The sequence below is a fragment of the Saccharothrix ecbatanensis genome, from assembly GCF_014205015.1.
GTDB classification, from domain to species: domain Bacteria; phylum Actinomycetota; class Actinomycetes; order Mycobacteriales; family Pseudonocardiaceae; genus Actinosynnema; species Actinosynnema ecbatanense.
The window spans coordinates 4,869,199-4,891,863 of sequence record NZ_JACHMO010000001.1; the positions used below are offsets into that span (position 1 = coordinate 4,869,199).

19 protein-coding genes and 1 pseudogene are annotated in these 22,665 nt (G+C 71.6%); 5 read left to right on the plus strand and 15 right to left on the minus strand.

What is annotated here, in order from left to right:
* The first annotated feature begins 282 nt into the window (after positions 1–282).
* Positions 283–852, plus strand: coding sequence for an ANTAR domain-containing protein (locus F4560_RS20115; RefSeq protein ID WP_184922147.1), 570 nt, complete (start codon positions 283–285; stop codon positions 850–852).
* Here the strand turns inward: F4560_RS20115 and treZ are convergent.
* The 6 genes from treZ to F4560_RS20145 all read right to left on the minus strand — a co-directional run bounded on the left by treZ (position 830) and on the right by F4560_RS20145 (position 10,320).
* Complete coding sequence (gene treZ, locus F4560_RS20120) at positions 830–2,569, minus strand: malto-oligosyltrehalose trehalohydrolase (protein ID WP_184922149.1); 1,740 nt, start codon at positions 2,567–2,569, stop codon at positions 830–832. The two genes, F4560_RS20115 and treZ, sit on opposite strands and share 23 nt — an antisense overlap.
* The gene (treY, locus tag F4560_RS20125) at positions 2,566–4,752 is read right to left on the minus strand and encodes a malto-oligosyltrehalose synthase (RefSeq protein ID WP_184922151.1); all 2,187 of its coding nucleotides are present in this window, start codon (positions 4,750–4,752) and stop codon (positions 2,566–2,568) included. The genes treZ and treY overlap by 4 nt, the downstream gene beginning before the upstream one ends.
* Positions 4,749–6,872: a glycogen debranching protein GlgX gene (gene glgX / locus F4560_RS20130; protein WP_184922153.1), complete on the minus strand. Its 2,124-nt coding sequence runs from the start codon at positions 6,870–6,872 to the stop codon at positions 4,749–4,751. Before glgX ends, treY begins: the two co-directional genes overlap by 4 nt.
* 49 nt (positions 6,873–6,921) lie before the next feature.
* The gene (locus tag F4560_RS20135) at positions 6,922–7,302 is read right to left on the minus strand and encodes a hypothetical protein (RefSeq protein WP_184922155.1); all 381 of its coding nucleotides are present in this window, start codon (positions 7,300–7,302) and stop codon (positions 6,922–6,924) included.
* Between the two features lie 103 nt (positions 7,303–7,405).
* Positions 7,406–9,292 (minus strand): 4-alpha-glucanotransferase, encoded by a 1,887-nt coding sequence (gene malQ / locus F4560_RS20140; RefSeq protein WP_184922157.1) that lies wholly within the window; start codon positions 9,290–9,292, stop codon positions 7,406–7,408.
* Positions 9,293–9,396: 104 nt separating this feature from the next.
* Entirely contained in the window at positions 9,397–10,320 is a 924-nt protein-coding gene (locus F4560_RS20145; RefSeq protein ID WP_184929263.1) for a LacI family DNA-binding transcriptional regulator, read from the minus strand.
* 109 nt (positions 10,321–10,429) lie between these two features.
* Here F4560_RS20145 and F4560_RS20150 point away from each other — a divergent pair, with 109 nt between their 5' ends.
* Positions 10,430–10,888: a peroxiredoxin gene (locus tag F4560_RS20150; RefSeq protein WP_184922160.1), complete on the plus strand. Its 459-nt coding sequence runs from the start codon at positions 10,430–10,432 to the stop codon at positions 10,886–10,888.
* Positions 10,889–11,061: 173 nt separating this feature from the next.
* On the opposite strand, the gene F4560_RS20155 is transcribed toward F4560_RS20150, so the two are convergent.
* The 7 genes and pseudogenes from F4560_RS20155 to F4560_RS44810 all read right to left on the minus strand — a co-directional run.
* Entirely contained in the window at positions 11,062–11,658 is a 597-nt protein-coding gene (locus F4560_RS20155) for a TetR/AcrR family transcriptional regulator (protein WP_184922162.1), read from the minus strand.
* A gap of 2 nt (positions 11,659–11,660) precedes the next feature.
* On the minus strand, positions 11,661–12,611 hold the full coding sequence (locus F4560_RS20160) for an LLM class F420-dependent oxidoreductase (RefSeq protein WP_184922163.1): 951 nt from the start codon (positions 12,609–12,611) through the stop codon (positions 11,661–11,663).
* Between the two features lie 167 nt (positions 12,612–12,778).
* A complete protein-coding gene (locus tag F4560_RS20165) occupies positions 12,779–13,747 on the minus strand; it encodes a M23 family metallopeptidase (RefSeq protein WP_246477854.1) in 969 nt (322 codons plus the stop codon).
* Positions 13,748–14,053: 306 nt separating this feature from the next.
* On the minus strand, positions 14,054–16,168 hold the full coding sequence (locus F4560_RS20170) for a transglycosylase domain-containing protein (RefSeq protein WP_312869378.1): 2,115 nt from the start codon (positions 16,166–16,168) through the stop codon (positions 14,054–14,056).
* A 427-nt stretch (positions 16,169–16,595) separates the two neighbouring features.
* Positions 16,596–17,708 carry a PfkB family carbohydrate kinase gene (locus F4560_RS20175; protein WP_184922167.1) on the minus strand — a complete coding sequence of 371 codons (1,113 nt, stop codon included), beginning with the start codon at positions 17,706–17,708 and terminating at the stop codon, positions 16,596–16,598.
* A gap of 21 nt (positions 17,709–17,729) precedes the next feature.
* Positions 17,730–18,428, minus strand: a complete 699-nt coding sequence (shbA, locus tag F4560_RS20180) for an RNA polymerase sigma factor ShbA (RefSeq protein ID WP_184922169.1) — start codon at positions 18,426–18,428, stop codon at positions 17,730–17,732.
* Between the two features lie 176 nt (positions 18,429–18,604).
* Positions 18,605–18,784 (minus strand): annotated as a pseudogene (locus tag F4560_RS44810) (class I SAM-dependent methyltransferase); the annotation flags it as partial.
* Between the two features lie 396 nt (positions 18,785–19,180).
* Here F4560_RS44810 and F4560_RS20190 point away from each other — a divergent pair.
* The 3 genes from F4560_RS20190 to F4560_RS20200 are packed head-to-tail and all read left to right on the plus strand — an operon-like array spanning position 19,181 to position 20,834.
* Positions 19,181–20,008 carry an alpha/beta fold hydrolase gene (locus F4560_RS20190; RefSeq protein WP_184922174.1) on the plus strand — a complete coding sequence of 276 codons (828 nt, stop codon included), beginning with the start codon at positions 19,181–19,183 and terminating at the stop codon, positions 20,006–20,008.
* A gap of 36 nt (positions 20,009–20,044) precedes the next feature.
* The gene (locus F4560_RS20195) at positions 20,045–20,230 is read left to right on the plus strand and encodes a helix-turn-helix domain-containing protein (RefSeq protein WP_184922176.1); all 186 of its coding nucleotides are present in this window, start codon (positions 20,045–20,047) and stop codon (positions 20,228–20,230) included.
* Positions 20,231–20,267: 37 nt separating this feature from the next.
* Positions 20,268–20,834 carry a nucleotidyltransferase family protein gene (locus F4560_RS20200; protein ID WP_184922178.1) on the plus strand — a complete coding sequence of 189 codons (567 nt, stop codon included), beginning with the start codon at positions 20,268–20,270 and terminating at the stop codon, positions 20,832–20,834.
* A gap of 9 nt (positions 20,835–20,843) precedes the next feature.
* Here the strand turns inward: F4560_RS20200 and F4560_RS20205 are convergent, their stop codons facing one another.
* Positions 20,844–21,470 carry a DivIVA domain-containing protein gene (locus tag F4560_RS20205; protein WP_184922179.1) on the minus strand — a complete coding sequence of 209 codons (627 nt, stop codon included), beginning with the start codon at positions 21,468–21,470 and terminating at the stop codon, positions 20,844–20,846.
* A gap of 22 nt (positions 21,471–21,492) precedes the next feature.
* On the minus strand, positions 21,493–22,251 hold the full coding sequence (locus F4560_RS20210; RefSeq protein WP_312869379.1) for a lysozyme: 759 nt from the start codon (positions 22,249–22,251) through the stop codon (positions 21,493–21,495).
* Positions 22,252–22,665: the final 414 nt, after the last annotated feature.

Genomic DNA, 22,665 nt, shown 5'->3' on the forward strand with positions numbered 1-22,665 from the left:
ACGCCGTGGACAACCCATCAGAGCAGGTCACAGCCTTGATCAACGGATGAGTTCCGGTGCCGCGAGACCCGCTGAACCCCTCCAATTTCGCCGAGCCGCACGCCCTCTACTACGGTGATCGTCTACGCGGTTGAAAAGCCAGCCGCAAGCCACCCGGCACCCGCGAGGGCACTCTGGGTCAGCGAGAGCTGTGGGCTTGCCTGTGCCTGCGACCGCGTGTCCGGACGCTCTCGCACTGCCGGCCTGGCTGACCGGTTACCGACGTGCGAGAGGAGCCCGACCGTGGTCGGGGACAACGGCCGTGACGATTCGCTGACCGCGCGGATCGCCGGCCTGGAGGCCGAGATCGCCGGTTTGCGGAAAGCGGTGCAGACGCGCACCGTGATCGGGCAGGCCACAGGCTTGATAGCCGCCGTGCAGGGCTGCACGCCCCAGGAGGGGTTCCAGCTGCTCGTGCGGATGTCGCAGCACCACAACGTGAAGCTGCACACCATCGCACTGAAACTGCTCGACCTCGCCGCCGAACTGGGCCCGCACCACGCCGTGCGCGCCGTGCACTCGACCGCAGAGCCAGCCGAGCCGTCCGAACCGGCCGAACCCATCGGGGCCGTCCAGACCGCAGCGCCGGCCGAACCGGTCGGGACGGAGCCACGCCGGGCCGACGAGTGGCCCGGCGTGGAGGTCGTGCACGCGGCACGTCGGCTGGTCGCGGCCTACGACGCGGCCCAGCACTCCGGGGACGACCGGCCCGAGGTGCGAAGACAGCTGGCCGACCAGGTCGCGCTGGCCGGTCGGCAGCTCGCCGAGAAGCTCACCGAGGTGGGCTGGCTCACCCCGGAACCGGCGGAGTAGACGCGACGACCGAGACGACCGCGAAGGAGTCGGCGGGCAGGCGAACCACCTGCCCGTCCACCTCCGCCCCCACGTCCGACGACAGCAGCACCTCACCCACCGACGCGTCGAGCCGGACCTTGGCGTCCGCCCCGAGGTTGCACACCACCCGCAGCGAACCCCGGTGCAGCACCAGCACCGATCCTTCTTCCCGCACCACGAACCGGTCCAGCCGCGGATCCGCGAGCTCCGGCCGTGACCGGCGCAGCGCGATCAACGCCCGGTACAGGTCGAACAGCTCCCGGTGCCCGGGCCCGGACACCTCGTCCCAGCGCAGCGTGGACCGGCGCACGGTCTCCGGGTCGATCGGGTCGGGCACCTCCGACTCGCCCCACCCGTGCCGGCCGAACTCCCGCCGCCGCCCCGTGCGCACCGCCTCGGCCAGCTCCGGGTCCGGGAACGACGCGAAGAACTGCCACGGCGTGCTCGCCGCCCACTCCTCGCCCATGAAGATCATCGGCGTGTACGGCGAGCACAGGACGATCGCCGCGCCCACCGCCTGCCGCTGCCACGACACCGTCGCCGACAGCCGGTCACCGGTGGCGCGGTTGCCGACCTGGTCGTGGTTCTGGAGGTAGGCGAGGAACCGGTAGCCGGGCAGCCGGTGCCGGTCCACCGGACGGCCGTGGCGCCGCCCCCGGAACGACGACCACGTGCCCGCGTGGAAGAACACGTCCCGCAGCGTCGTGCCCAACGCGCCCTCGAAGTCCGGGTAGTAGCCGAACGTCTCCCCGCTCAACGCCACGTGCAGCGCGTGGTGCAGGTCGTCCGCCCACTGCGCGTGCAGCCCGTGCCCGCCGCCCTCCCGCGCGGTCACCAGCCGGGCGTCGTTCAGGTCGGACTCGGCGATCAACGTCAGCGGACGGCCCGCGGCGGCCGACAACGCGTCCACCTCGACGGCCAACTGCTCCAGCACGTGCAGCGCGCTGCGATCCGCCAACGCGTGCACGGCGTCCAGCCGCAGCCCGTCCACGTGGAAGTCCCGCAACCAGCCGAGCGCGTTGTCGACCACGTACCGGCGCACCTCGTCGGAGCCCTCGCCGTCGAGGTTCAGGCCGGGCCCCCAGTCGTTGCTGCCCGCGAAGTACGGCCCGAACCGGTCCAGGTACGCGCCGGACGGCCCGAGGTGGTTGTAGACGACGTCCAGCAGCACGGCCAGCCCTCGCCCGTGGCACGCGTCCACGAACCGCTTGAACCCGTCCGGACCCCCGTACGGCTCGTGCACCGCTCCCCACAGCACGCCGTCGTAACCCCAGCCCGCCGTGCCGTCGAACGAGTTGACCGGCATCACTTCGACGTGCGTGACGCCCAACTCCACCAGGTGGTCCAGCCGCTCCACCGCGCCGTCGAACGTCCCGGCCGCCGTGAACGTGCCGATGTGCAGCTCGTAGACCACCGCACCCGGCAGCCCGCGCCCGGTCCACGCCTGGTCTGTCCACGTGAACGCCGAGTGGTCGTACACCCGGGACGCCCCGTGCACCCCGTCCGGCTGCCACCGCGACCTCGGGTCGGGCAGCGCGTCGTCCGAGTCGCCCAGCAGGAAGGCATAGGCGGTGCCCGCTTCCCCGGGTACGTCCGCGTGCCACCACCCGCTTTCCCCGGCCGCCATCTCGTGGTCCCGACCGTCGACCCGAACCCGGACGCGCTCGTGCGACGGCGCCCACACCGCGAAAGTCACCGATCTCCTCTGACCAACAAAGCCACCGGGTAATGATCAAGCATGTCGGCCACCCGCGGCGCGGCGGGACGGGAGGTGAGCACGTCGGTCCACTCCCCCGGCGGCAGCGGCAGCACCGTGTCACCCCAGCCGCCCGCGTCCGCCAAGCCCACCGGAAGCCGAGTCGCCACCGTGACCAGGCCGTTCCGCTCGAACGCGACCACGTGCGACGCCGCCTCACCCGACGCCGACAACGGCCGGTAGCCGCGGAACAGCTCAGGCCGTTCCCGACGCAACCGCAGCGCGCGCTGCACCACGAGCAGCTTGGCCGCACCCGAGTCGTCCACGTCCGGCAGCCAGCCGTCCTCGATCCGCTCCAGCAGCCGCCGCCGCACCTCGTAGTCCACCGGCCGCCGGTTGTCCGGGTCGACCAGGGACAGGTCCCACAGCTCGGTGCCCTGGTACACGTCCGGCACGCCGGGAGCGGTGAGCTGCACCAGCTTCTGCCCCAGCGCGTTGGACCAGCCCGGCGCCACGATCCGGTCCACGAACGACGCCACCTCGGCCGCCACCGGACCGGTCAGCACCTGCTCCGGCCACGCCTCCACGGCCGCCTCGAACTCCTCGTCGTGGTCGATCCACGTGGTGCGGACCTTCGACTCCTTGGCCGCCTTGTCCAGGTAGCCGCGCATCCGGTCGGCCGTGATCGGCCACGCGCCCACCAGCGACTGCCACGCCAGCATGTTCAGCGACGGCTCGTCGATCGGGTGCGCGGCGGTCCACCTGCGGACCAGTTCGGCGAACTCGTCGGGCACCTCGGCCAGCACCGCGAGCCGCGCGCGCACGTCCTCGGACCGCTTGGTGTCGTGCGTGGACAACGCCGTCATCGCCGCCGGGTACCCGGCCTCGCGCAACGCCGCCCGCGCGTGGAACTCCTCCGGTGGCACGCCGAACCGGTCCGGCGCGCCACCGACCTCGTTCAGCGCCACGAACCGGCTGTACCGGTAGAACGCGGTGTCCTCGGTGCCCTTGGCGACCACCATGCCGGACGTCTGCTGGACGCGGGTGGCCAGCTCGCCGTGCGGCTCGGCGCGCACCTGCCGGTCCAACGCCCGCGCCGCCGGCGATGTCGCCGCGCTCACCGCCGCCGCCCACGCGTCCAGCCCTTCGGGCAGGTAGGAGCGGTAGACGGGGAAGTGGACCATCACCTCGGCGACGGCCTGTTCGGCCTGCTCGCGGTCCGCGTCACGGACCAGGGCGGCGATCCGGCGGATCTCGGCGCGCAGGATCGTCCGGGTGATCAGCTCGCGGCACTCGTGCTCCACCGCGGCGAAGTCCGTCGGCACGCCGAACTCCTCGGCCAGCGCGGTGAACCCCGCCTCGCCCGCCGGGTCCACGAACAGCCCGCACACCTCGCGCAACGCGTCGTAGCCGGTGGTGCCGTCGACCGGCCACGACGCGGGCAGCCGCTCGTCCGCGCCGAGGATCTTCTCCACCACCAGCCACACGCCCGAACGTTCCTTCAGCCGCCGCGCGTACCCGCCGGGGTCGGACAGGCCGTCCGGGTGGTCCACCCGCAGGCCCGTCACCTCGCCCGCCGCCACCCACCGCAGCACCTCGCCGTGGGTGGCCTCGAACACCTCCGGTTCCTCGACGCGCACCGCGGCCAGCGAGGTGATGTCGAAGAACCGCCGGTAGTTCAGCTCCGAGTTGCCGCGCCGCCAGTCGACCAGCCGGTAGTGCTCGTGCTCCTCCTCCGACGCCTTGTCCGCGGCGAACGGCAGGAGCAGCGGCCCGGAGTCCCAGTCGATGTCGAAGTACTCCGCGTACCGGGAGGCGCGGCCGTGCCGGAGCACGTCCCACCACCAGGCGTTGGTGTCGTCGTGGCCGACCGCCATGTGGTTGGGCACGATGTCCAACACGAACCCGAGACCGGCCCGCTTCAGCGCCTTGTGCAACGCGACCCGGCCCGCCTCGCCGCCCAACTCCTCCCGGGCCCGCGTCGGGTCGACCACGTCGTAGCCGTGCGTCGAGCCGGGCGCCGCTTCCAGCACCGGCGAGGCGTACAGCGCTCCGACACCCAAGGCGTCCAGGTAGTCGACCACCACTTCAGCGTCCGCGAAGGTGAAGTCGGGCGTGAACTGGACCCGGTAGGTGGACGCAGGCGCCGCTTCACCGGGCGCCGCTTCCCTGGGCGCCGTCATTCCTGGCCCGTCCGCTGGAGCACGACCAACGACCGCGCCGTCAACGTGACCAGGCCGCCCGCCGGCACCGGTTCGCCGTCGTCGGGCGCGGTGACCTCGCCGGTCGCGGTGTCCACCACGACCGTCCACTGGAGACCGTAGCCCTCCTCGGGCAGGGTGACCTCGATGTCCTCGTGGTGGGCGTTGAACGCGAGCAGGAACGAGTCGTCCAGCACCCGCATCCCCCGCTGGTCGAGGTCCGGGATGCCTTCGCCGTTGAGGAACACCACGACGCAGCGGCCGAAGTCGTCACCCCAGTTCTGCTCCGTCATCTCTTCACCCGACGGCGTGAACCAGGCGATATCGCGCAGCTCGTCGCCCTTGCGGATCGGCTTGCCCTGGAAGAACCGGCGCCGGCGCAGCACGGGGTGCTGCCGTCGGAAAGCCGTCAACGCGGAGGTGAACTCCACCAGGTCGCGGTTCTTCTCCGCGAGCGTCCAGTCCACCCAGGACAGCTCGTTGTCCTGGCAGTAGGCGTTGTTGTTGCCCTGCTGCGTGCGCCCCAGCTCGTCACCGTGCAGCAGCATCGGCACACCCTGCGACAGCAGCATCGTGGCCAGCAGGTTCCGCCGCTGCCGCGCCCGAAGATCGTTCACGTCCGGGTCGTCCGTCGGCCCCTCGACGCCGCAGTTCCACGACCGGTTGTCGTCCGCGCCGTCCCGGCCGTCCTCGCCGTTGGCCTGGTTGTGCTTCTGGTTGTACGACACCAGGTCGTGCAGCGTGAACCCGTCGTGCGCGGTGACGAAGTTGATCGACGCGTACGGACGGCGGCCGTCGTCCTGGTAGAGGTCCGACGAGCCGGTGATGCGGGACGCGAACTCGCCCAGCGTAGCCGGCTCGCCACGCCAGAAGTCACGGACCGTGTCCCGGTACTTGCCGTTCCACTCCGTCCACAACGGCGGGAAGTTGCCGACCTGGTAACCGCCGGGCCCGACGTCCCACGGCTCGGCGATCAGCTTCACCTGGCTCACCACCGGGTCCTGCTGCACCAGGTCGAAGAACGTCGACAGCCGGTCCACGTCGTAGAACTCGCGCGCCAGGGTCGCGGCCAGGTCGAACCGGAAGCCGTCCACCCGCATCTCGGTCACCCAGTACCGCAGCGAGTCCATGATCAGCTGGAGGGTGTGCGGGCTGCGCACGTTCAGCGAGTTCCCGGTGCCGGTGTAGTCCATGTAGAACTCCGGCTCGTCGTCCACCAGCCGGTAGTAAGCCTGGTTGTCGATACCGCGCATGGACATCGTCGGGCCGAGGTGGTTGCCCTCGGCGGTGTGGTTGTAGACCACGTCGAGGATGACCTCGATGTCCGCCTCGTGCAGGGCCCGCACCATGCCCTTGAACTCCTGCACCTGGTTCGCCGACTCCGGCAACGCCGCGTAACCGGCGTGCGGCGCGAAGAACCCGATCGTGTTATAGCCCCAGTAGTTGCGCAGGCCCTTCTGATCCAGCCCGTGGTCGGTGATGAACTGGTGCACCGGCATCAGTTCGACGGCCGTGACGCCGAGGCTCTTCAAGTGCTGGACCACCGCCGGGTGCGCCAGGCCCGCGTACGTGCCGCGCAGCCGCTCCGGCACCTCGGGGTGCAGCATGGTCAGGCCGCGCACGTGGGCCTCGTACACGACGGACTCGTTGTACGGCGTCTTCGGCGGCCGGTCGTTCGCCCAGTCGAAGAACGGGTTCACCACCACGGACAGCGGAACGTGACCGGCCGAGTCCTGGTCGTTGCGGGTGCCGGGCGCGCCGAACCGGTAGCCGAACAGCGACTCGTGCCAGTCCACACCACCGCTGATCGCCTTGGCGTACGGGTCGATCAGCAGCTTGTTCGGGTTGCACCGCAGGCCGCGCTCCGGCTCGTGCGGGCCGTGCACGCGGTAGCCGTACTTCTGTCCCGGGCCGACGCCCAGGAGGTAGCCGTGGTGGACGAAACCGTCCACTTCGGGCAGTCGCACGCGGGTCTCGGCGCCGTCGTCGTCGAACAGGCACAGTTCGACGTACTCCGCGACCTCCGAGAACAGGGTGAAGTTGGTGCCGACGCCGTCGTAGCCCGCACCGAGCGGGTAGGGCGTTCCGGGCCAGGGCCGCACAGGATTCCTCCGGGACGAGCTGGGACGATCCGACCCGTACCGTTCTAGATCATGTCCGGCCGGCGTGCGACCTGGCGAGTTGACCGCGGGCGGCGACCAACAGCAGGCGGGCCTCCTGGAGTTCGCAGTAGCGCAGGTGTTCGCAGGCGGCTTCGGCGCAGGCCACGGCCTGGGCCAGAGCCTTGTCGGCGTCCGCGTCGACGCGCCGGAGGATGGCGCGCAGGGATTCTTCGGCGTTGCGGGCGCCGGACAGCGAGTCGGCCAGGTTCGCCGGCCTCACCGCCGTGAGGATCCGCTCGACGGTCGCTTCGAGAGCGTCGGCCGGGGTGCTCGGCGCGGTGCTCGTGGCAGCGGCGCCCATCGGGGCAGGGCTCTGCGGGGTGCTTTGCTCGGGCACCATCCCGGTGCGGGACACCAATTCGGTGTTCACGGGTGAATGCCACCTCCAACCATGGCGCGGGTGACGGCTTGACGATACCTCGCGGCTGGGCCGCGTGCTGTGACGTGGGTGTTTCGCTTCGCGCGCAAGCGCTTCACGGCCGGCCGCCGGCGCGGGGAGCGCGGCTTTCGGCCAGCACGGCGGCGACGCGACGCACCCTCGGGTCGGCGAACAGGTCGTCGAGCCCGACGGGCAGTGGGATGCGCCAGTTCGGGTACTGGTCGGTGGTGCCGGGCAGGTTGGGCTGGCGGGTCTCCCCCAGCGCATCCTGTGGCGATGTCAGCACGAGCACGGAACGGGCCTTCGCGAGAAGTGCGTGGAACGCGGTAACCAAGTCATCGGCATCCACGCCTTCCTGCTTGAGGAGTTCGAGCAATTCGCCGCGTTCGCGCTCGGCGGCCCGGAATTCCCGGTCGACCGGCCCGTCAAACCGGTCCAGCTCCGCTCGTACCCGAACGTGTTCGGCGGCCAGGAACCCGGCCACGGTCGGCAGGTCGTGGGTGGAGATGCTGGCCATCGCCGACGTGGTCCACTTCTCCGGCGGGATCAGCGGGTGGTCCGGCAGGTCGTACTCGCGCTGGAACCACAGCACCGCCGAGCTGAGGATGCCGTGCTCGTGCAACGCCGCGGTGACCCTCGGCTCGATCGTGCCCAGGTCCTCACCCACGACGACGGCGTTCGCGCGGTGCGCCTCCAGGGTCAGCACGGCCAGCATCGCGTCCTCGTCGTAGTAGACGTACGTGCCGCGCTTGGGCGGCTCGCCCGGCGGGACCCACCACAGCCGCCACAGGCCCGCCACGTGGTCGATGCGGATGCCGTCCGCGTGCCGCAGCACGCTGCGCACCACCGCCCGGAACGGCTCGTAGCCCTGCTCGGCGAGCCGATCGGGTCGCCACGGCGGCAGGCCCCAGTCCTGCCCCTGCTCGCTGAACGCGTCCGGTGGCGCGCCGACCGTGACGTCCGCGGCGAACGCGTCGCGCACCGCCCACGTGTCCGCGCCGCCGGGGTTCACGCCCACCGGCAGGTCGTGCACGACGCCGACGGGCATGCCCGCGTCGTGCGCGGCGCGGCGTGCGGCGGCCAGCTGCTGCTCGCACAGCTCCTGGAGCCACGCGTGGAACGCCACCCGTTCGGGGTCGGCGGTCGCCGTGGCCGGGTCCTGCTGCGCGGCCGGCCACTCGCGCCAGTCCGGGCCGTGCGCCTCGGCGAGCGCGCAGAACCGGGCGAAGTCGAGCAGGTCGCCTTCGGGCGCGTGGTGCTCTTCGTGCCGCCAGAGCAGTTCCAGCGCTTTCGCCTTCGCGGCCCACACCGCGTCGTAGTCGATCAGGTCGGTGTCGTTCGGCGGGCGCAGCGCGTCGATCTTCGCCCGGGTCTCCGGGTCGGCGTTCGCGTAGGCCGGGATGTCGGCGATCCGCAGGTAGAGGGGGTTGGCGAACCGGCGGCTCGACGGCGAGTACGGGGACCGCTCGACCGGTGAGGTGGGGCTGATCGCCTGCACGGGGTTGACCAGCAGCACGCCCGCGCCCAGTTCGGCGGCGCTGCGCCGGGCCAACGTCGCCAGGTCGCCGTAGTCGCCCATGCCCCACGACTCGGCCGACCGCATCGCGTACAGCTGGAGCATCCAGCCCCACGACCGGGGGACGGGCCGGAGCTTGCGCGGCGCGACGATGACCGTGCGGTCGCCGAAGCGGTGGTAGCCGAGCGGGAGCGCGGCGGGCAGCTCCAGCCGTCCGCCGTCCTCCAGGTCGACCGTGCCGGTCTCCGCCAGCACGTCACCCTCGCGGAGGACAACTGTTCCGGGTGGTTTCGCGGGCGCGGCGAGCGCGCGGCGCACGGCCTCCGGCGTCGAGGCGTCCACGTCCAGCTGTGCGAGGACGGCCACCACCACGTCGGGGTCGACGTCCGCCCGGCGTTGTCCCGCGTCCTCGTAGTAGGTGGCCACACCGTGTGCCTCGGCCAGTGCCGCGAGCTCGTCGTCCACGACGGACAGCTTCGCCCTCACCTCGGGTCGGAAGCCAGGGCGGTGACGTCCGGTCACCCGAAGGTTGCAGAAAGTTCCCCGTGGGTAACAACCCGTCCGGGTGATCAGCGCTCCGGCCGCGGCCCGGTCGAGTCACGGACCGCGAGGTGCACGGTGGGTGGCTTGGTCTCGTGCTCCTCGCCGCGCAGAGTCGCCAGCAGCACGTCTACGGCGTGCTCACCGCGTTCGCGCCAAGCTCCCTCGACCGCGGTGATGCCCACGGCGCGGGCCAGGTCCGGGCCCTCCAGGCTGACGATCGACACGTCGCCGGGCACGTCCCGCCCGTCGCGGCGCAGCCGCAGGAACACCCCGAGCGCCACCTCGCCGCTGGTGGTGATGACGGCGGTCGGCAGGGGTTCGGCGTCCAGCAGCGCGTCCACCACCTGCTCGCCGCCCGCGACCGTGGACGACGACCACAGCGTCCACTCCGGACGGACCAACAGCCCTTCGGCGACCAGGAGCTCGTCGTAGAACTCGTCGATGTCGCCGGCCAGCACCAGGGCGACGTCCCGGTGGCCCAGCCCCATGAGGTGGCCGACGGCCAGCCGCAGCGCCTCACGCAGGTCTTCGTCCCGCACCGAGACCACGGGCACGTCCAGGCTCCTGAGCGCGGCGTCCTCGGAGTCGGTGAGGTGCACCGACAGGGCCAGCACGCCGTCCACGCGTCGGCCCAGCGGCAGCTCCTCGAAGAACCGCCGGCGCCCCTCGGCGTCCTTGAGCACGTAGAGCAGGACGTCGTACCCGGCCTGCCGCAAAGCGCCCTCCGCGCCCGCCAGCAGGTCGCCGCGCGCGACGTCGGCGGTGAGCACCGCGATGGCGTACCGCCGCCCGCCCGCGAGGCTGGACGCGTCCCGTGCGATCGCGTACCGCATCTTCTTGGCGACCTCGGTGACGTACCGGCGGGTCGCCTCAGAGACGCCGGGCTCGCCGCGCAGCGCGCGCGACACCGTCGCCGCGGACACCCCGGCGGCCCGCGCCACGTCGGACATGCTCGTCAACTCACACCTCCCGGCCTGGTACGAGGTTAGCGAGAACCGTACGGTTGCCTTGTCGCGAGCACCCTGCGAGACGTGATCGGCACCCTCCGGAAGGATTTACATGAAGCCCGGCGACCAGGCACCCGACTTCGACCTGCCCGACCAGGACGGGACGCCCCGCAAGCTGTCCGAACTGCTCACCGGCGGGCCCGTGGTGCTGTTCTTCTACCCGGCCGCGATGACCCCCGGCTGCACCGCGGAGAGCTGCCACTTCCGCGACCTGGCGGCGGAGTTCGCCGAGGTCGGGGCGCAGCGGGTGGGGATCAGCCGTGACGCGGTGGAGCGGCAGAAGGAGTTCGCCGACAAGCACGACTTCGGCTACCCGCTGCTCTCCGACGGCGACGGCGCGGTGGCCGGGGCGTTCGGCGTGAAGCGCAAGCTCGGGCCGCTGCCCGTGAAGCGGCACACGTTCGTCATCGACACCGACCGGACCGTGATCGAAGTCATCAAATCCGAGTTCGCCATGAACGCCCACGCCGACAAGGCGCTGACCGCGCTGCGCCAGCGGGACTCTGTTTGATTGCCGCTGCTCCGCAGACGGCGGGCTCGGTCGCCTCGAAGTCGACCGCTCGCGACCCATTTTCCGACGATCGAAGAGCGTGATCGCCGGAAAATGCACCGCGAACGATCGACGCGACCTCGCTTCTCAGCGGCCGGGAGCTTCCGGTCGGCGGCCCGGCGTTCCGGTCGGAGCTAGCGGCCGGGGGGTTCCGGTCGGAGGCCGGCCAGGACGAAGTCGGCGATCTCGGCGCCGAGCCGGGCGGGGGATTTGGGCCCGTCCGGCCGGTACCAGGTGGGCAGCTGGTTGACCACGCCCAGGGCGATCAGCACGGTGGTCTCGGCCGGCACGGCGGAGCTGAACTCGCCCGCCTCCTGGGCCTGCTCCACCACCGCGCGGAACGTCTCGTGGTAGCGCCGCCGCTCGGACCGGAAGCTCGCCATCCGGTCCGCGTCCAGCCGGTGCATCTCGCGGACGAACACCGCCGTCTCGTCCACGCTCTCGGCGGTCGTCTCGACCAGGCTGACCAGGATCCGCCGCACGGTGGTGGCGGCGTCGAGCCGGGCCGACACGATCCGGTCCAGGTCGGTCATCTGCCGGCCGATCAGCGACCGGTAGATCTCGAACAGCAGGTCGTCCTTGGACTCGAAGTAGTGGTAGAGCGCGCCCTTGGTGACGGAGGCGGCGTCGACCACCTCCTGCACCGTCGTCGCGTCGAACCCCTTCGCGGCGAACAACCGCACGGCCGCGCCCACGATCCGCTCGGACGTCGCCCCGGTCCGCCGCGCCACGGTCAGGCCCCTGGCGCCAGCGCGCGCACCAGGTCGAGCTGGTCCGCACCGGTGGGCAGCAGGGCGATGACGGGCGTGTCCACGCCGTTGGACGCGTACTTCGCCACCCGCGCCCGGCACTCGTCCACGCTGCCGTGCACGATCAGCGCGTCCACGACCTCGTCCGGGATGAGCGCGCCCGCGCCACGCCGGTCACCGGCCGCCCACGCCTCGTGCATCGGGCGCAGCGCCTCCCCGCGCCCCAGCCAGTCGTGGAACGCCGCGTAGGCGGGCACGGTGAGGTAGGTGCTGATGAGCATCCGACCCAACGCGCGCGCCGCGTCGGCGTCCTCGGTCGGGCACACGAAGATCCGCGCGGCCAACTCGCCGCCGCCCATCTCGGCGCGCACCTTGGCCACGTCGTCGGCGCCGAGCCAGTTGGTGATGGCGCCGTCGGCCTCACGCCCGGCGAGCCGCAGCATCCCGGGGCGCAGCGCGGCCAGCATGATCGGCACCCGGTGCTCGGGCTTGCGCTCCAGCTTGAAGCCGCGCACCGAGAACGTCTCGTACTCCTCGGTCACCTTCTCGCCCGCCAGCGCCGCCTTGAGGAACCTCAGCGTGTCCCGCGTGCGCTTGAACGGCTCGGTGAACGGCACGGAGTTCCACCGCTGCACGATCACCGGGGACGACGACCCGATGCCCAGCACGAACCGGCCGCCGGACACCTCGGCCAGCGTGGCGGCCGTCATGGCCAGCGTCGCCGGGCCGCGCGTGTAGACGGGGGCGATCGCGGTGCCCAGGCGGACGCTGTCGGACCACTGGGCGGCCAGGGCCAGCGGCGTGAACGCGTCCGTGCCCGCGGTCTCCGCCGACCACACGTCCGTGTAGCCGAGATCGGCCAGTTCGGCCACCAGCGCGCGGTGGTCGAGCACCGGCACACCGGTCAACGGCAAGGTGATTCCCCAACGACCCACGATCGCCTCCCTGAAACGCTCGGACCGCCACCGTACCGCAGGTACCGACCAGTCGGTATGTCCGCCGACGACACATCGGCCTACACCGCCGCCGAACAGAGCTCTGCCCCGCCGGTCGGGGTACCGGCGGGGCAGAACAGGGGAGGTCGTCTACTGGGCTGCGAACGTCAGAGCGAGATGCCCCGCTCGCCCAGCCAGCCGACCGGGTCGATCTTCTGCGAGCCGTTGATCCACACCTCGAAGTGCAGGTGGGGACCGGTGGACTGGCCGCGGTTGCCCATGGTGGCGATCTGCTGGCCGGCGCGCACCTGCTGACCCTGGGACACCAGGGTCTCGTTCACGTGGCCGTAGATCGTGATCGTGCCGTCGTTGTGCTGCACGCGCACCCACAGGCCGAAACCGGACGCGGGGCCGGACTCGACCACGACGCCGTCCATCACGGACAGGATCGGCGTGCCGATGGCGTTCGCGATGTCCACGCCGTAGTGGGTCGTGCCCCAGCGGGCGCCGTAGCCCGAGGTGAACGAGCCCTCGGCGGGCTTGACGACCGACGGACGCCGGGCGGCCTGCTCGGCGGCGACGCGAGCCGTCTCCTGCTGGGCCGCCTGCTGGGCCGCCTGCTCGGCCGCGACGCGCGCGGCCTCCTGCTGCGCGGCCTGCTCAGCCGCGACCCGGGCCTGCTCCGCGGCGACGCGGGCCTGCTCGGCGGCTGCGGCTTCCTGCTGCTTCTTGAGCTCGACCTGCCGCACGGTGTAGGTGTTCGACGCGTGCTGGATCGCCTGGTCGATGCACTGCCGGACGATGAGCCCTTCGGACCGCATGAGCTTCGCGGCCTCGAACGAGGGCTGGACCGAGTGCACGGTCCTGACCTCGGGAGCCTTGGGCGCCGAGGTGGCGGCGAGCGCCGCGATCAGGTCTTCGCTGGCGGCGAGCGGGATGATCGGGGTGTCACCGCCGCTCATGGGGCCGGCGGCGCCGACTCCGGTGGCGAGGGCGCCGGCCGCGACCACGACGGCCGCGACCCTGCCGCTGATGGGTTTCCGGTCCTGCTCCGCGCGGTGGGAGCTGCGGTTGCCGGTGGTGTTGGGGGGCGCTGAGAACGCGCGTCGACCACTGGCTTTCGAATGCCGTGCCAAGGTGTTGCCTTCCTGCATCGGGGAGCACGGGCCGGCCAAAGGGACGCCTGGCGGGGGATCCAGGTGGCGCCGCTTTCGGGGAGCGACGCCGTGTCCCTTTGGTGACCGAACCGTGACATGCGGCCGGAACCGTAACCCGATGTGACAGGAATGGGCAACCCCCAGCGGGATTGCTGGGCCTTTTGGTGAGAAGGACCACGGAAGGTGACTCTACGTGTTCAGTTCCTCATGGCTTCCGTGGTGGTCCGTTATAAAAGGCCTGGTCAGAGGTGACGTAAGCCGTGACGGAACGGCGTCCGAGGGCCGTTACCGGTAGCGCGGGTCCACCGGCGGCAGCGGCGCGACTTCCTTGCCCTGGTGGATCACGTTCATCGCCCTGAACCAGGTCGGTGCGGCCACCAGACCACCGTAAACACCGTTGGCCTCGTTGGTCCCGCACAGCCTCGGCGGGTTGCCGATGCAGATCACCTGCGGTTGCGCGCCATCGGTGAAAGTCATCACCGCGCCACCGAACTGGGGGGTGGCGCCCATGAAGGCCACGGAGTGGTGGTTCTCGGTGGTGCCGGTCTTGCCGATCATCGGCCGGTTCCAGCCGGCCGACGCACCCGCGGCCGTGCCGCCGGGCTTGGTGTCGGCGCTCATGCCGTTGGCCAACGCGTTCGCCACCTCGGGCGCGACGGCCTGGTCGCACGGCGTTTCCTTCAGCTGCACGGGCTGCCCGTTGCGGTCCACGACCTTCTCGACCGGCGTCGGCGGGCACCACTTGCCGCCGCTCATGATCGTGGCCGAGACGTTCGCCAGTTCCAGCACGCTGGTCGGACCGGCGCCGAGGGTGAACGAGCCGCTGTTGTCCCGCTTGTAGGTGTCGCCCTGGGACGGTCCGTTCGAGCCGTCCGGCTTGAGCGGGTTGCCCTCGTTGTTGACGCCCTGCATGGACTCGCGCAGACCCAGCCGGTGGGCCATGTCCACCACGTTGTTCAGGCCGGCCTTCTCCTCCAGGATGATGAACGCGGTGTTCGGCGACTGCGCCAACGCCTCCGTCAACGTCATCTTTTCCTTGTAGTTGCCGGCGTTCTTGACCGTGTACGGCTTGCTGCCGTTCTTGTAGACCCGCGAGGTGTACGTCTTCGGCACGTCGATCTGCTTGTCGATGCCGGTGATGCCCCGCTCCAGCGCGGAGGCGGCGGTGAACACCTTGTAGATCGAGCCGGCGCCGAACTTGGTCACCTCGGCCGGGATCGAGTAGGCGCTCTGCCCGGCGTCGGCGTTGTTGCCGAAGTCGCGGTTCGCGGCCAGCGCCCGCACCCGGTGCCGGTCCGGACCCGGTTCCACGACGGCCATCGCGTTGGCGATGCCCGGCTGGGTCTTGGGCACCTGCGCCTCGGCCGCTTCCTTCGCGGCACGCGTCGCCACGGGGTCCATGGTGGTGCTGATCGTGTAGCCGCCGCGCCGCAGCTCGTCGACCGGCAGGCCGGCCTTCTCCAGGTAGTCGATCAGGTAGCGGCAGAAGAAGCCGTAGACCGGGCCGTCGCCCGCGCCGACGCAGCCGTTGGGCAGCAGCTTGAGGTCGGGGACGACGCCGATGTCGGCGGCCTTGTACTCGGCGGCCTTCTCCTCGGCGTCCTTCGCGTCCGGGCCGAACGCGCCGTTGTCGCGCATCCGGTCGAGGACGGTGTTGCGGCGCTTGATCGCGGCGTCCACGTCGGAGCCCGGGTTGAGCCGGCTGGGCTCGTTCACCAGGCCCGCGAGCATCGCGGCCTGCGGCACGGTCAGCTTGTCCGGGGTGGTGTCGAAGTAGGTGCGGGCCGCCGCGCCGACGCCGTACGCGCCGTTGCCGAACGGGACGACGTTGAGGTACGCGGTGAGGATCTCGTCCTTCGTCATCTTCTGCTCGAGCTGGGTGGCGATGCGCGCTTCGCTGATCTTGCGGCCGATCGTCGCCTCGGTCGCCTTCTCGTACGCCTCTTCGGAGCCCTTGCCCACGACGAACGCGAGGTAGTTCTTCACGTACTGCTGGGTGAGCGTCGAGGCGCCCTGCGTCGTCTCACCGTCCACACCGGCCTTGGCGGCGGCACGGGCGATGCCCTGCCAGTCGACGCCCTTGTGCTCGAAGAACCGCTTGTCCTCGACCGCGATGATCGCGGCCTTCATGGTGTCCGAGATGCCCTCGGACGGGACCGGGATGCGGTACTGGTCGTACAGGTAGGCGATCGGCTGGCCGTGCATGTCCAGCACGGTGGTCACCAACGGCAGCTCGGCCTTGGTCAACTCACCGGAGGTCTGGTCCACGGTGTCCGCGGCCCGGTTGGACGCCAGCCCGAGACCTCCGACGACCGGGAACAGCATCGCCGCGACGAGCACCCCCGCCATCAGGCACAACCCCATCAACTTGATCAGACCTGTCGCGCGCGCGGCGAACACTGAACCAGCAACCCCTTCCAAGCACCGCGGGAAGCCCCCACTGACTAAGTCGCACGACGACCACCGCGGGTTGCCCGAGGCCGGGCAGAAGTTTTGCGGGGTGATCTCCGACGACCGTTGTCGAAGTTACTCCTGCCCACGGAAGCCCGTGGTCAAACCCCGGTGGGCCGAACGGAGGCGTGCGCCAGGCACGGGCGGGTGATCAGCCTCACGTCGTGCGGACGGCTCCGGCGGACGGCTTTCAGCGGGGTCGCACCCAACGCGTTACACCTCGGCGCGTGACGGCTCGGCGGGTAGCGGCCCAGCGGGTGGCGGTGGCGGGCGGCGGGTGGCGGTGGCGGGTGGCGGTGGCGGGCGGCGGTGGCGGGCGGCGGTGGCGGTGGCGGGCGGCGGGTGGCGGTGGCGGTGGCGGGCGGCGGGTGGCTCGTCACCGGGTGGCGCGCAGCCGGATCGTCGCGCTGGCCCGACGCACCTCGACCCCCGCGTGGTTGGGCAGCACGTCCTCCAGGAACGCGTACCCCTTCAGCTCCTCGTCCGCCCGCCGCGACACCGTCCGCCACCACGTGGCGATGTCCACCCACCCCGGCGCGGACAGCGAGCCGCCGAAGTGCTGCACCGACAACGCGGCGCACAGGTTCGCGAACCGCACCCGCTCCACCAGCGGCCACCCGGCCAGGGTGCCGAGCACGAACCCGGCCCCGAACACGTCACCCGCCCCGGTCGAGTCGAGCGGCGCGACGTTCAGGCCCGGCACGTCCGCCACCTCGCCGGTGGCCGAGTCGACCGCGACCGCCCCGCCACCGCCGCGCGTCACCACCACCACGGGCACGTGTTCCGCCAACGCCGCCGCAGCGCGCTCAGGCGTGTCGCACCGCGTGTACCGCTGGGCCTCCGCGTCGTTGGGCAGGAACACGTCGTACCGCTCCAGCCGGCGCAGCAGCTCGGGCGCCCACAGCCCGGTCCGGTCCCAGCCGATGTCGGCGAACAGCAGCGCGCCCTGCTCCTTGGCCCGGATCACCCACCGCTCGTCCTCGGCGCCCACGTGCACGAAGCACGCCCGCGTCCGGGGCGGGGGGTCCAGCATCTCGTCGGCCGACACGGGCGGCCGGTGGCCGTGCGTCACCATCGAACGGTCGCGGTCCATCGCCATCGACACCGTGACCGGCGAGTGCCAGCCGTAGAACCGCCGGCAGTAGGAGAGGTCGACGCCCTCCTGCTCGGCCAGCACCTCCCAGCAGAAGTCGCCGTAGGCGTCCTCGCCGAACGCGGCGGACAACGCGGTCCGCAGCTCCAGCCTGCTCAGCGCCACGGCCAGGTTGGCGATGCCTCCCGGGCACGAGCCGAGGCCCTCGGCCCACACCTCCGTGCCGGGCGCGGGCGGGCGCGGCAGACCGGTGAAGATGATGTCCAGGAACACCGTGCCGGACAGCAGCACGTCGAACACGGGCGAACTCGCCGGGGCGGGAGCCGGACCCGACGACCGCGTGGGCGGCGCGACGGGCGGCTGGGGCGGCGGCACTGGCGGAGGCGTGTCGGCCATCCCCACACGATGCCAGTCCGGTCAGCCGTTCACAGCGGCGAACATCTCCCGCATCCGCGCCAACGCCCGGTGCTGGGCCACGCGGACCGCGCCGGCGGTCGAACCCACGGCCGCCGCGGTCTCCTCCGCCGACAGACCAACCGCGATCCGCAGCACCAGGATCTCGCGCTGCCGCACGGGCAGCTTCTGCAACAACTGGGTGACGTGCCCGATCATCTCGCCGGTCATGGCCCGCTGCTCCGGCCCGTCCTCCAGGGCGGGCGTGTCGGGCAGCTCGGGCACGACCTCGGCACGGCTGCGCACCGCACGTCTTCGCGCGTCGGCGACCTTGTGCGCGGCGATGCCGTACACGAACGCGAGGAACGAGCCGGGCTCGTACCGGTACGTGCCGAGCGCCGACACGACGGCCAGGCAGACCTCCTGGGCGATGTCCTCGGCCGAGACGAGCGTGCGCTCGCGCGAGCCGACCCGTGCCCGGCAGTAGCGCAGCACCAGTGGCTGGATGCGCGCCAGGACCTGGCCGATCGCGCGCGGGTCACCCAGCAGCGCCTCGTCGACCAGCTCGGACAGGTCCGCCTCGGCCAGCCACCGCGCGGTGACCCGCTCCGGGTCGCCCACCGCGACCAGCCTGACCCCGCGATGACCGGGCACGTCCGCGTCGCCGCGGACCGCAACAGTCTCGACCTCGACGTCGGCTCGCACGGATGCGTGCTGCACCATCCGGCGACCTCCTCACGCTCGTCAACCTCCGGCCATCCCGGCTCATTGATGTAGAGCGCGTGGAAGGGCTCCTGATACCGGAATGGTGAAAAGCCGACCACGGTCCGACGGAGCGTGGTGGAACGACACCCGAGCGCGACGGCGGATGAGCCGATCGGCCGAGTGGCAGCCGCCGGCTACTTCACCATGGCGAACTGCCGCACACCCAGGTGGCCCACCCGGAAGCCCGCTTCGGAGTAGGCGAGGTAGAACTCCCACATCCGGCGGAACGTCTCGTCGAACCCGAGCGCGGCGACCTCGTCCCAGCGGTCGAGGAAGCGCTCGCGCCACCGGCGGAGGGTCCGGGCGTAATCTTGGCGTCCACGCCGAGCCTGGCGAAGAACGCGTGCGGCCGGTGGATGCGCATGACGGGCGCGTCCGGACCGCCCGCGCCGAGCCCGCGCCCACCGGGCAGCAGCACCCTCACCGGCAACGAGCGCACCGCGCGGCGGAACAGGGATTCGGCGATCCGGGCGCGGAACGCGGACCTGGGCGGCTTCCGCAGACCGGGCCAGCTCCCCTGGCCTGGACGGGGCAGGTCGACGGTGCTCATCGGCTACGCCTCCGTGGCACGCGTCGATCCCCTGGTCGACGCGATCGGTCGGTTCAGGGTTACCACGTGTCACCCGGCTCGACCAGCGTGATTCCGGCGCTCGGCGACCCGCGAGAATGACCGCCGAGCGAGTCGACCGGTGGAGGGGCTGGAGATCACGGTGATCGAGCAGGTGGGCGTGCGGACGGACCAGGGCGACTTCGACGCGATCGCGGCGGGTCCCGAGGACGGTCGGCCGGTGTTGCTGCTGCACGGCTTCCCCGAGGCCGCATTGGAGTGGGAGCACCAGGTCGCGGTGCTGGGCCGCGAGGGGTTCCGGGCGGTGGCGTTCGACCAGCGCGGCTACTCCCCCGGCGTGCGGCCGGAGCGTGCCGCCGAGTACGGCGTGGACGCGCTCGTCGGCGACGTGCTGGCGGTGGCGGACTCGTTCGGCTGGTCGACGTTCGACCTGGTCGGCCACGACTGGGGCGGCGCGGTGGCGTGGTGGACCGCGTCGGAGCACCCGGACCGGCTGCGGAAGCTCGCGGTGGTGTCCACGCCGCACCCCGGCGCGCTCGCCGACGCGCTGCGCACCGACGAGGACCAGCACATGCGGTCCGGGTACATGGTCGACTGGCGCAACAGCAACACCGAGAAGCGGATGCTGGCCGAGGACGGCGCGGCGTTGCGGCAGATGTTCGAGTGGCGGGTGCCGCCGAGCCGGGTGGACGAGTACGTGCGGCGGCTGTCCGAACCGGGCGCGCTGACCGCCGCCCTGAACTGGTACCGCGCCGGTCGGCCGGGCGGGAAGGCCGGGAAGGTGTCCGTGCCCACGATGTACGTGTGGAGCACGGAGGACGTGGCGTTCGGCTCCACGGCGGCGTTGGCCACCGGCGACTGGGTCACCGGTCCGTACCGGTTCGAGATGCTGGAGGACCTGTCGCACTGGGTGCCGGAAGAGGCCCCCGAGCTGCTCACGTCGCTCCTTTTGGAGCATCTCTCACACTGATTGAACCGCGCCGCGACGCGGGACGTGTTCTGGCGTATGACGGAGTTGACCTACTCGGAGCGCAGGGTCGCGACCCTCGCCGCGTGTGGCCACAGCAACCGGGCGATCGCGATGCGGTTGCACATCACCGTGAGCACGGTCGAGCAACACCTCACCAGGGTCTACCGCAAGCTGTCGGTGGCCAGCAGGGCGGAGCTGAAGGGTCACCAAGCGCTGGTGTGACGGGTTCCCGGTCGAGGGCAGACCCTAGGGTGGCCCCATGCGGGTCGCCGGGTTGCTGCTCGCCGCGGGCGCCGGACGGCGGTTCGGCGGGCCCAAGGCGCTGGTGTCGCACGGCGGCGTGCTCTGGGTCGACCGGGCCGCGGGTGTGCTGCGTGACGCGGGGTGCTCGCCGGTCGTCGTGGTGCTCGGCGCCTCGGCGTCGTCGGTGCGCGCGCGGGCGGCGTTGGACGGCTGCGTCGTGGTCGACAACGCCGAGTGGGCCACCGGCATGGGGTCGTCGTTGCGGGCCGGCCTGGCGGCGCTGACCGGCACGGACGCCGCGGCGGTCGTCGTGCTGCCCGTGGACACGCCTGGCGTCACGGTGGCGGCGGTGGAGCGCTTCCGCGAGCTGGCGACACCGACGGCGCTGGCACGTGCGTCGTACGACGGCACGCCCGGCCACCCCGTGCTGATCGGCTCCGAGCACTGGCCGGGGGTGTCCGCGTCGGCCACCGGTGACGCGGGGGCGCGGGACTACCTGCGCACGCACAGCACGCTCGACGTGCCGTGCGGGGACGTCGCGGACGGCGCCGACGTGGACCACCCCGGGGACCTCACCAGCTGAAACCGCCGGTCAGGCCGACGTGGGGCGTTGTCGCCCGGCGTCCGGCTGCACGACCGGCTGCACGACCGGCAGCGGGCCGGAGGTGATGCGGGGCAGGGGCAGGTCGGGCTCGGTCTCCGCGGTCCACCGGTCCGGCACGTCCAGGTGGCCGGCCAGCAGGGCGCGTGCCTCGGCGGTCGCCTGCTCCACGATCCCGCGGGCGCGCTGCTCGGCCTCGGCGAGCCGCCGTTGCGTCTCCTGCTCGGCCTCGTCCAGCAGCACGGCCTGCTGCCGCGCCACGTCCTCGGCCCGTTTGAGCATCTGCTCGCTGCGCTCCCGCGCGTCGGTCTCGAACGCGTCCGCCTTCTGCCTGGCCACGTGCATCAGGTAGCGGATGCAGCCGGACACGGCGTTGTCCTTGGAGTAGCCCGCGTGCAGGACCCGGTACTCGCCGAGTTCGCTGCGCGCGTCCTCCAGCTCCCGGATCAGGTCGTCGGCGGTGGCCAGCGCGGCGTCCCGGTCCACCCTGAGCACGTCCAGCTCACGCCGCAGGCGGGCCAGCTCCGCGTCCACCTCGTTCCGGTCGTAGCCGTGCCACCGCACGGTGAAGGGTGTGCCCTGGGTTTCGCCTGCGCCCCGGGGGTTGTCGTTGTGCATGGCTGCCGCCGTTCCGGACGACTCAGCCCCGGGCCAGCGCCACGAGGTCGTCCATGGTGCCGTTGAACAGGTTCTGGTCGATCGGGGTGGACGTGTGCTGCCAGATGGTGTGCACCGACCAGCGGTGCGGGAGCGGGCCGACGCTCTCCGCGTAGCGGGCCACCCAGACCGGGTTCGTGGTGGTGAAGTCACCGAGCTTGCCGGTGCACTGGTCCCACCACAGGGTCGACGTGTAGATCACCGGCCGGCGGCCGGTGCGGGCGAGGTAGGTGTCGCTGAACTGGCCGATCCAGGCCACCATCGCCTCCGGAGCGAGGCCGTAGCACTTGTTGTCGCTGTACGGGTTGTACTCGACGTCGAGGGCGCCCGGCAGCGTCCGGCCGTCACCGGACCAGCCGCCGCCGTTGTCCACGAAGTAGTTCGCCTGCGCGGCGCCGTCCGAGCGGTCCGGCAACGCGAAGTGGTACGCGCCGCGGACCATGCCCACCTGGTACGAGCCGTTGTACTGCTGCCCGTACTTGGGGTTCACGTAGCCGGTGCCCTCGGTGGCCTTGACGTAGGCGAACCGCTTGCCCTGGCCCCACCAGTGCGGCCAGTCCACGTCGCCTTGGTGGCTGCTCACGTCGATGCCGGGGACGCCGGCGCCGTCGAGGCGGAGTTCCGCCGGGTCGACCGGCGCCTGGCGCTCGTGCTTGGCGATCTCGGAACCCGCGTAGGCGGACCCCTCGGGCGGCTCGGCGGACGTCACGGGCGTGTCCGGCCCGGCGACTGTCGCTGACATATGCGGTCCGGCGCCCGACGCCGGCGTGTCCCGCCCAGTGGCCGTCGCCGACATGTGCGGTCCGGCAGCCGACGCCGGGGTGTGCAGGACGGCGAGGCATGCCAGCACCAGTGCGGACGCGGCCGTCCGGGACATCAGCCTGTGCGATCGCGCCGGCATCGGACCGTCCTCCCCTTCGCCGCCGACTCTTCGGCGGAGCCCGTGTGACTTCTGGAGAACGGCTACCACCACTGACACCCGGACAACCTGAAGATGTCGTTTCCACCCGACCGAATGACGGCCGACGCCTTTCGAGTCGCGTGCGTGACCGTCCGACTCCGGTCCGACATGATCAATTCCCCCTCAGCGGGGATATGCCGGCATTAAGGATCACATCCGGGGGCACTCCGTTATCGGGCGCGACTTCGGGGCGCG

What these genes read in the sequence shown, in the direction of transcription:
- treY (WP_184922151.1), bottom strand. Translation starts at nt 4,752, where the DNA reads ATGACGGCGCCCAGGGAAGCGGCGCCCGGTGAAGCGGCGCCTGCGTCC.
- F4560_RS20145 (WP_184929263.1), bottom strand. Translation starts at nt 10,320, where the DNA reads ATGTCCGACGTGGCGCGGGCCGCCGGGGTGTCCGCGGCGACGGTGTCG.
- F4560_RS20150 (WP_184922160.1), top strand. Translation starts at nt 10,430, where the DNA reads ATGAAGCCCGGCGACCAGGCACCCGACTTCGACCTGCCCGACCAGGAC.
- F4560_RS20175 (WP_184922167.1), bottom strand. Translation starts at nt 17,708, where the DNA reads ATGGCCGACACGCCTCCGCCAGTGCCGCCGCCCCAGCCGCCCGTCGCG.
- shbA (WP_184922169.1), bottom strand. Translation starts at nt 18,428, where the DNA reads ATGGTGCAGCACGCATCCGTGCGAGCCGACGTCGAGGTCGAGACTGTT.
- F4560_RS20195 (WP_184922176.1), top strand. Translation starts at nt 20,045, where the DNA reads ATGACGGAGTTGACCTACTCGGAGCGCAGGGTCGCGACCCTCGCCGCG.
- F4560_RS20200 (WP_184922178.1), top strand. Translation starts at nt 20,268, where the DNA reads ATGCGGGTCGCCGGGTTGCTGCTCGCCGCGGGCGCCGGACGGCGGTTC.
- F4560_RS20205 (WP_184922179.1), bottom strand. Translation starts at nt 21,470, where the DNA reads ATGCACAACGACAACCCCCGGGGCGCAGGCGAAACCCAGGGCACACCC.
- F4560_RS20210 (WP_312869379.1), bottom strand. Translation starts at nt 22,251, where the DNA reads ATGTCAGCGACAGTCGCCGGGCCGGACACGCCCGTGACGTCCGCCGAG.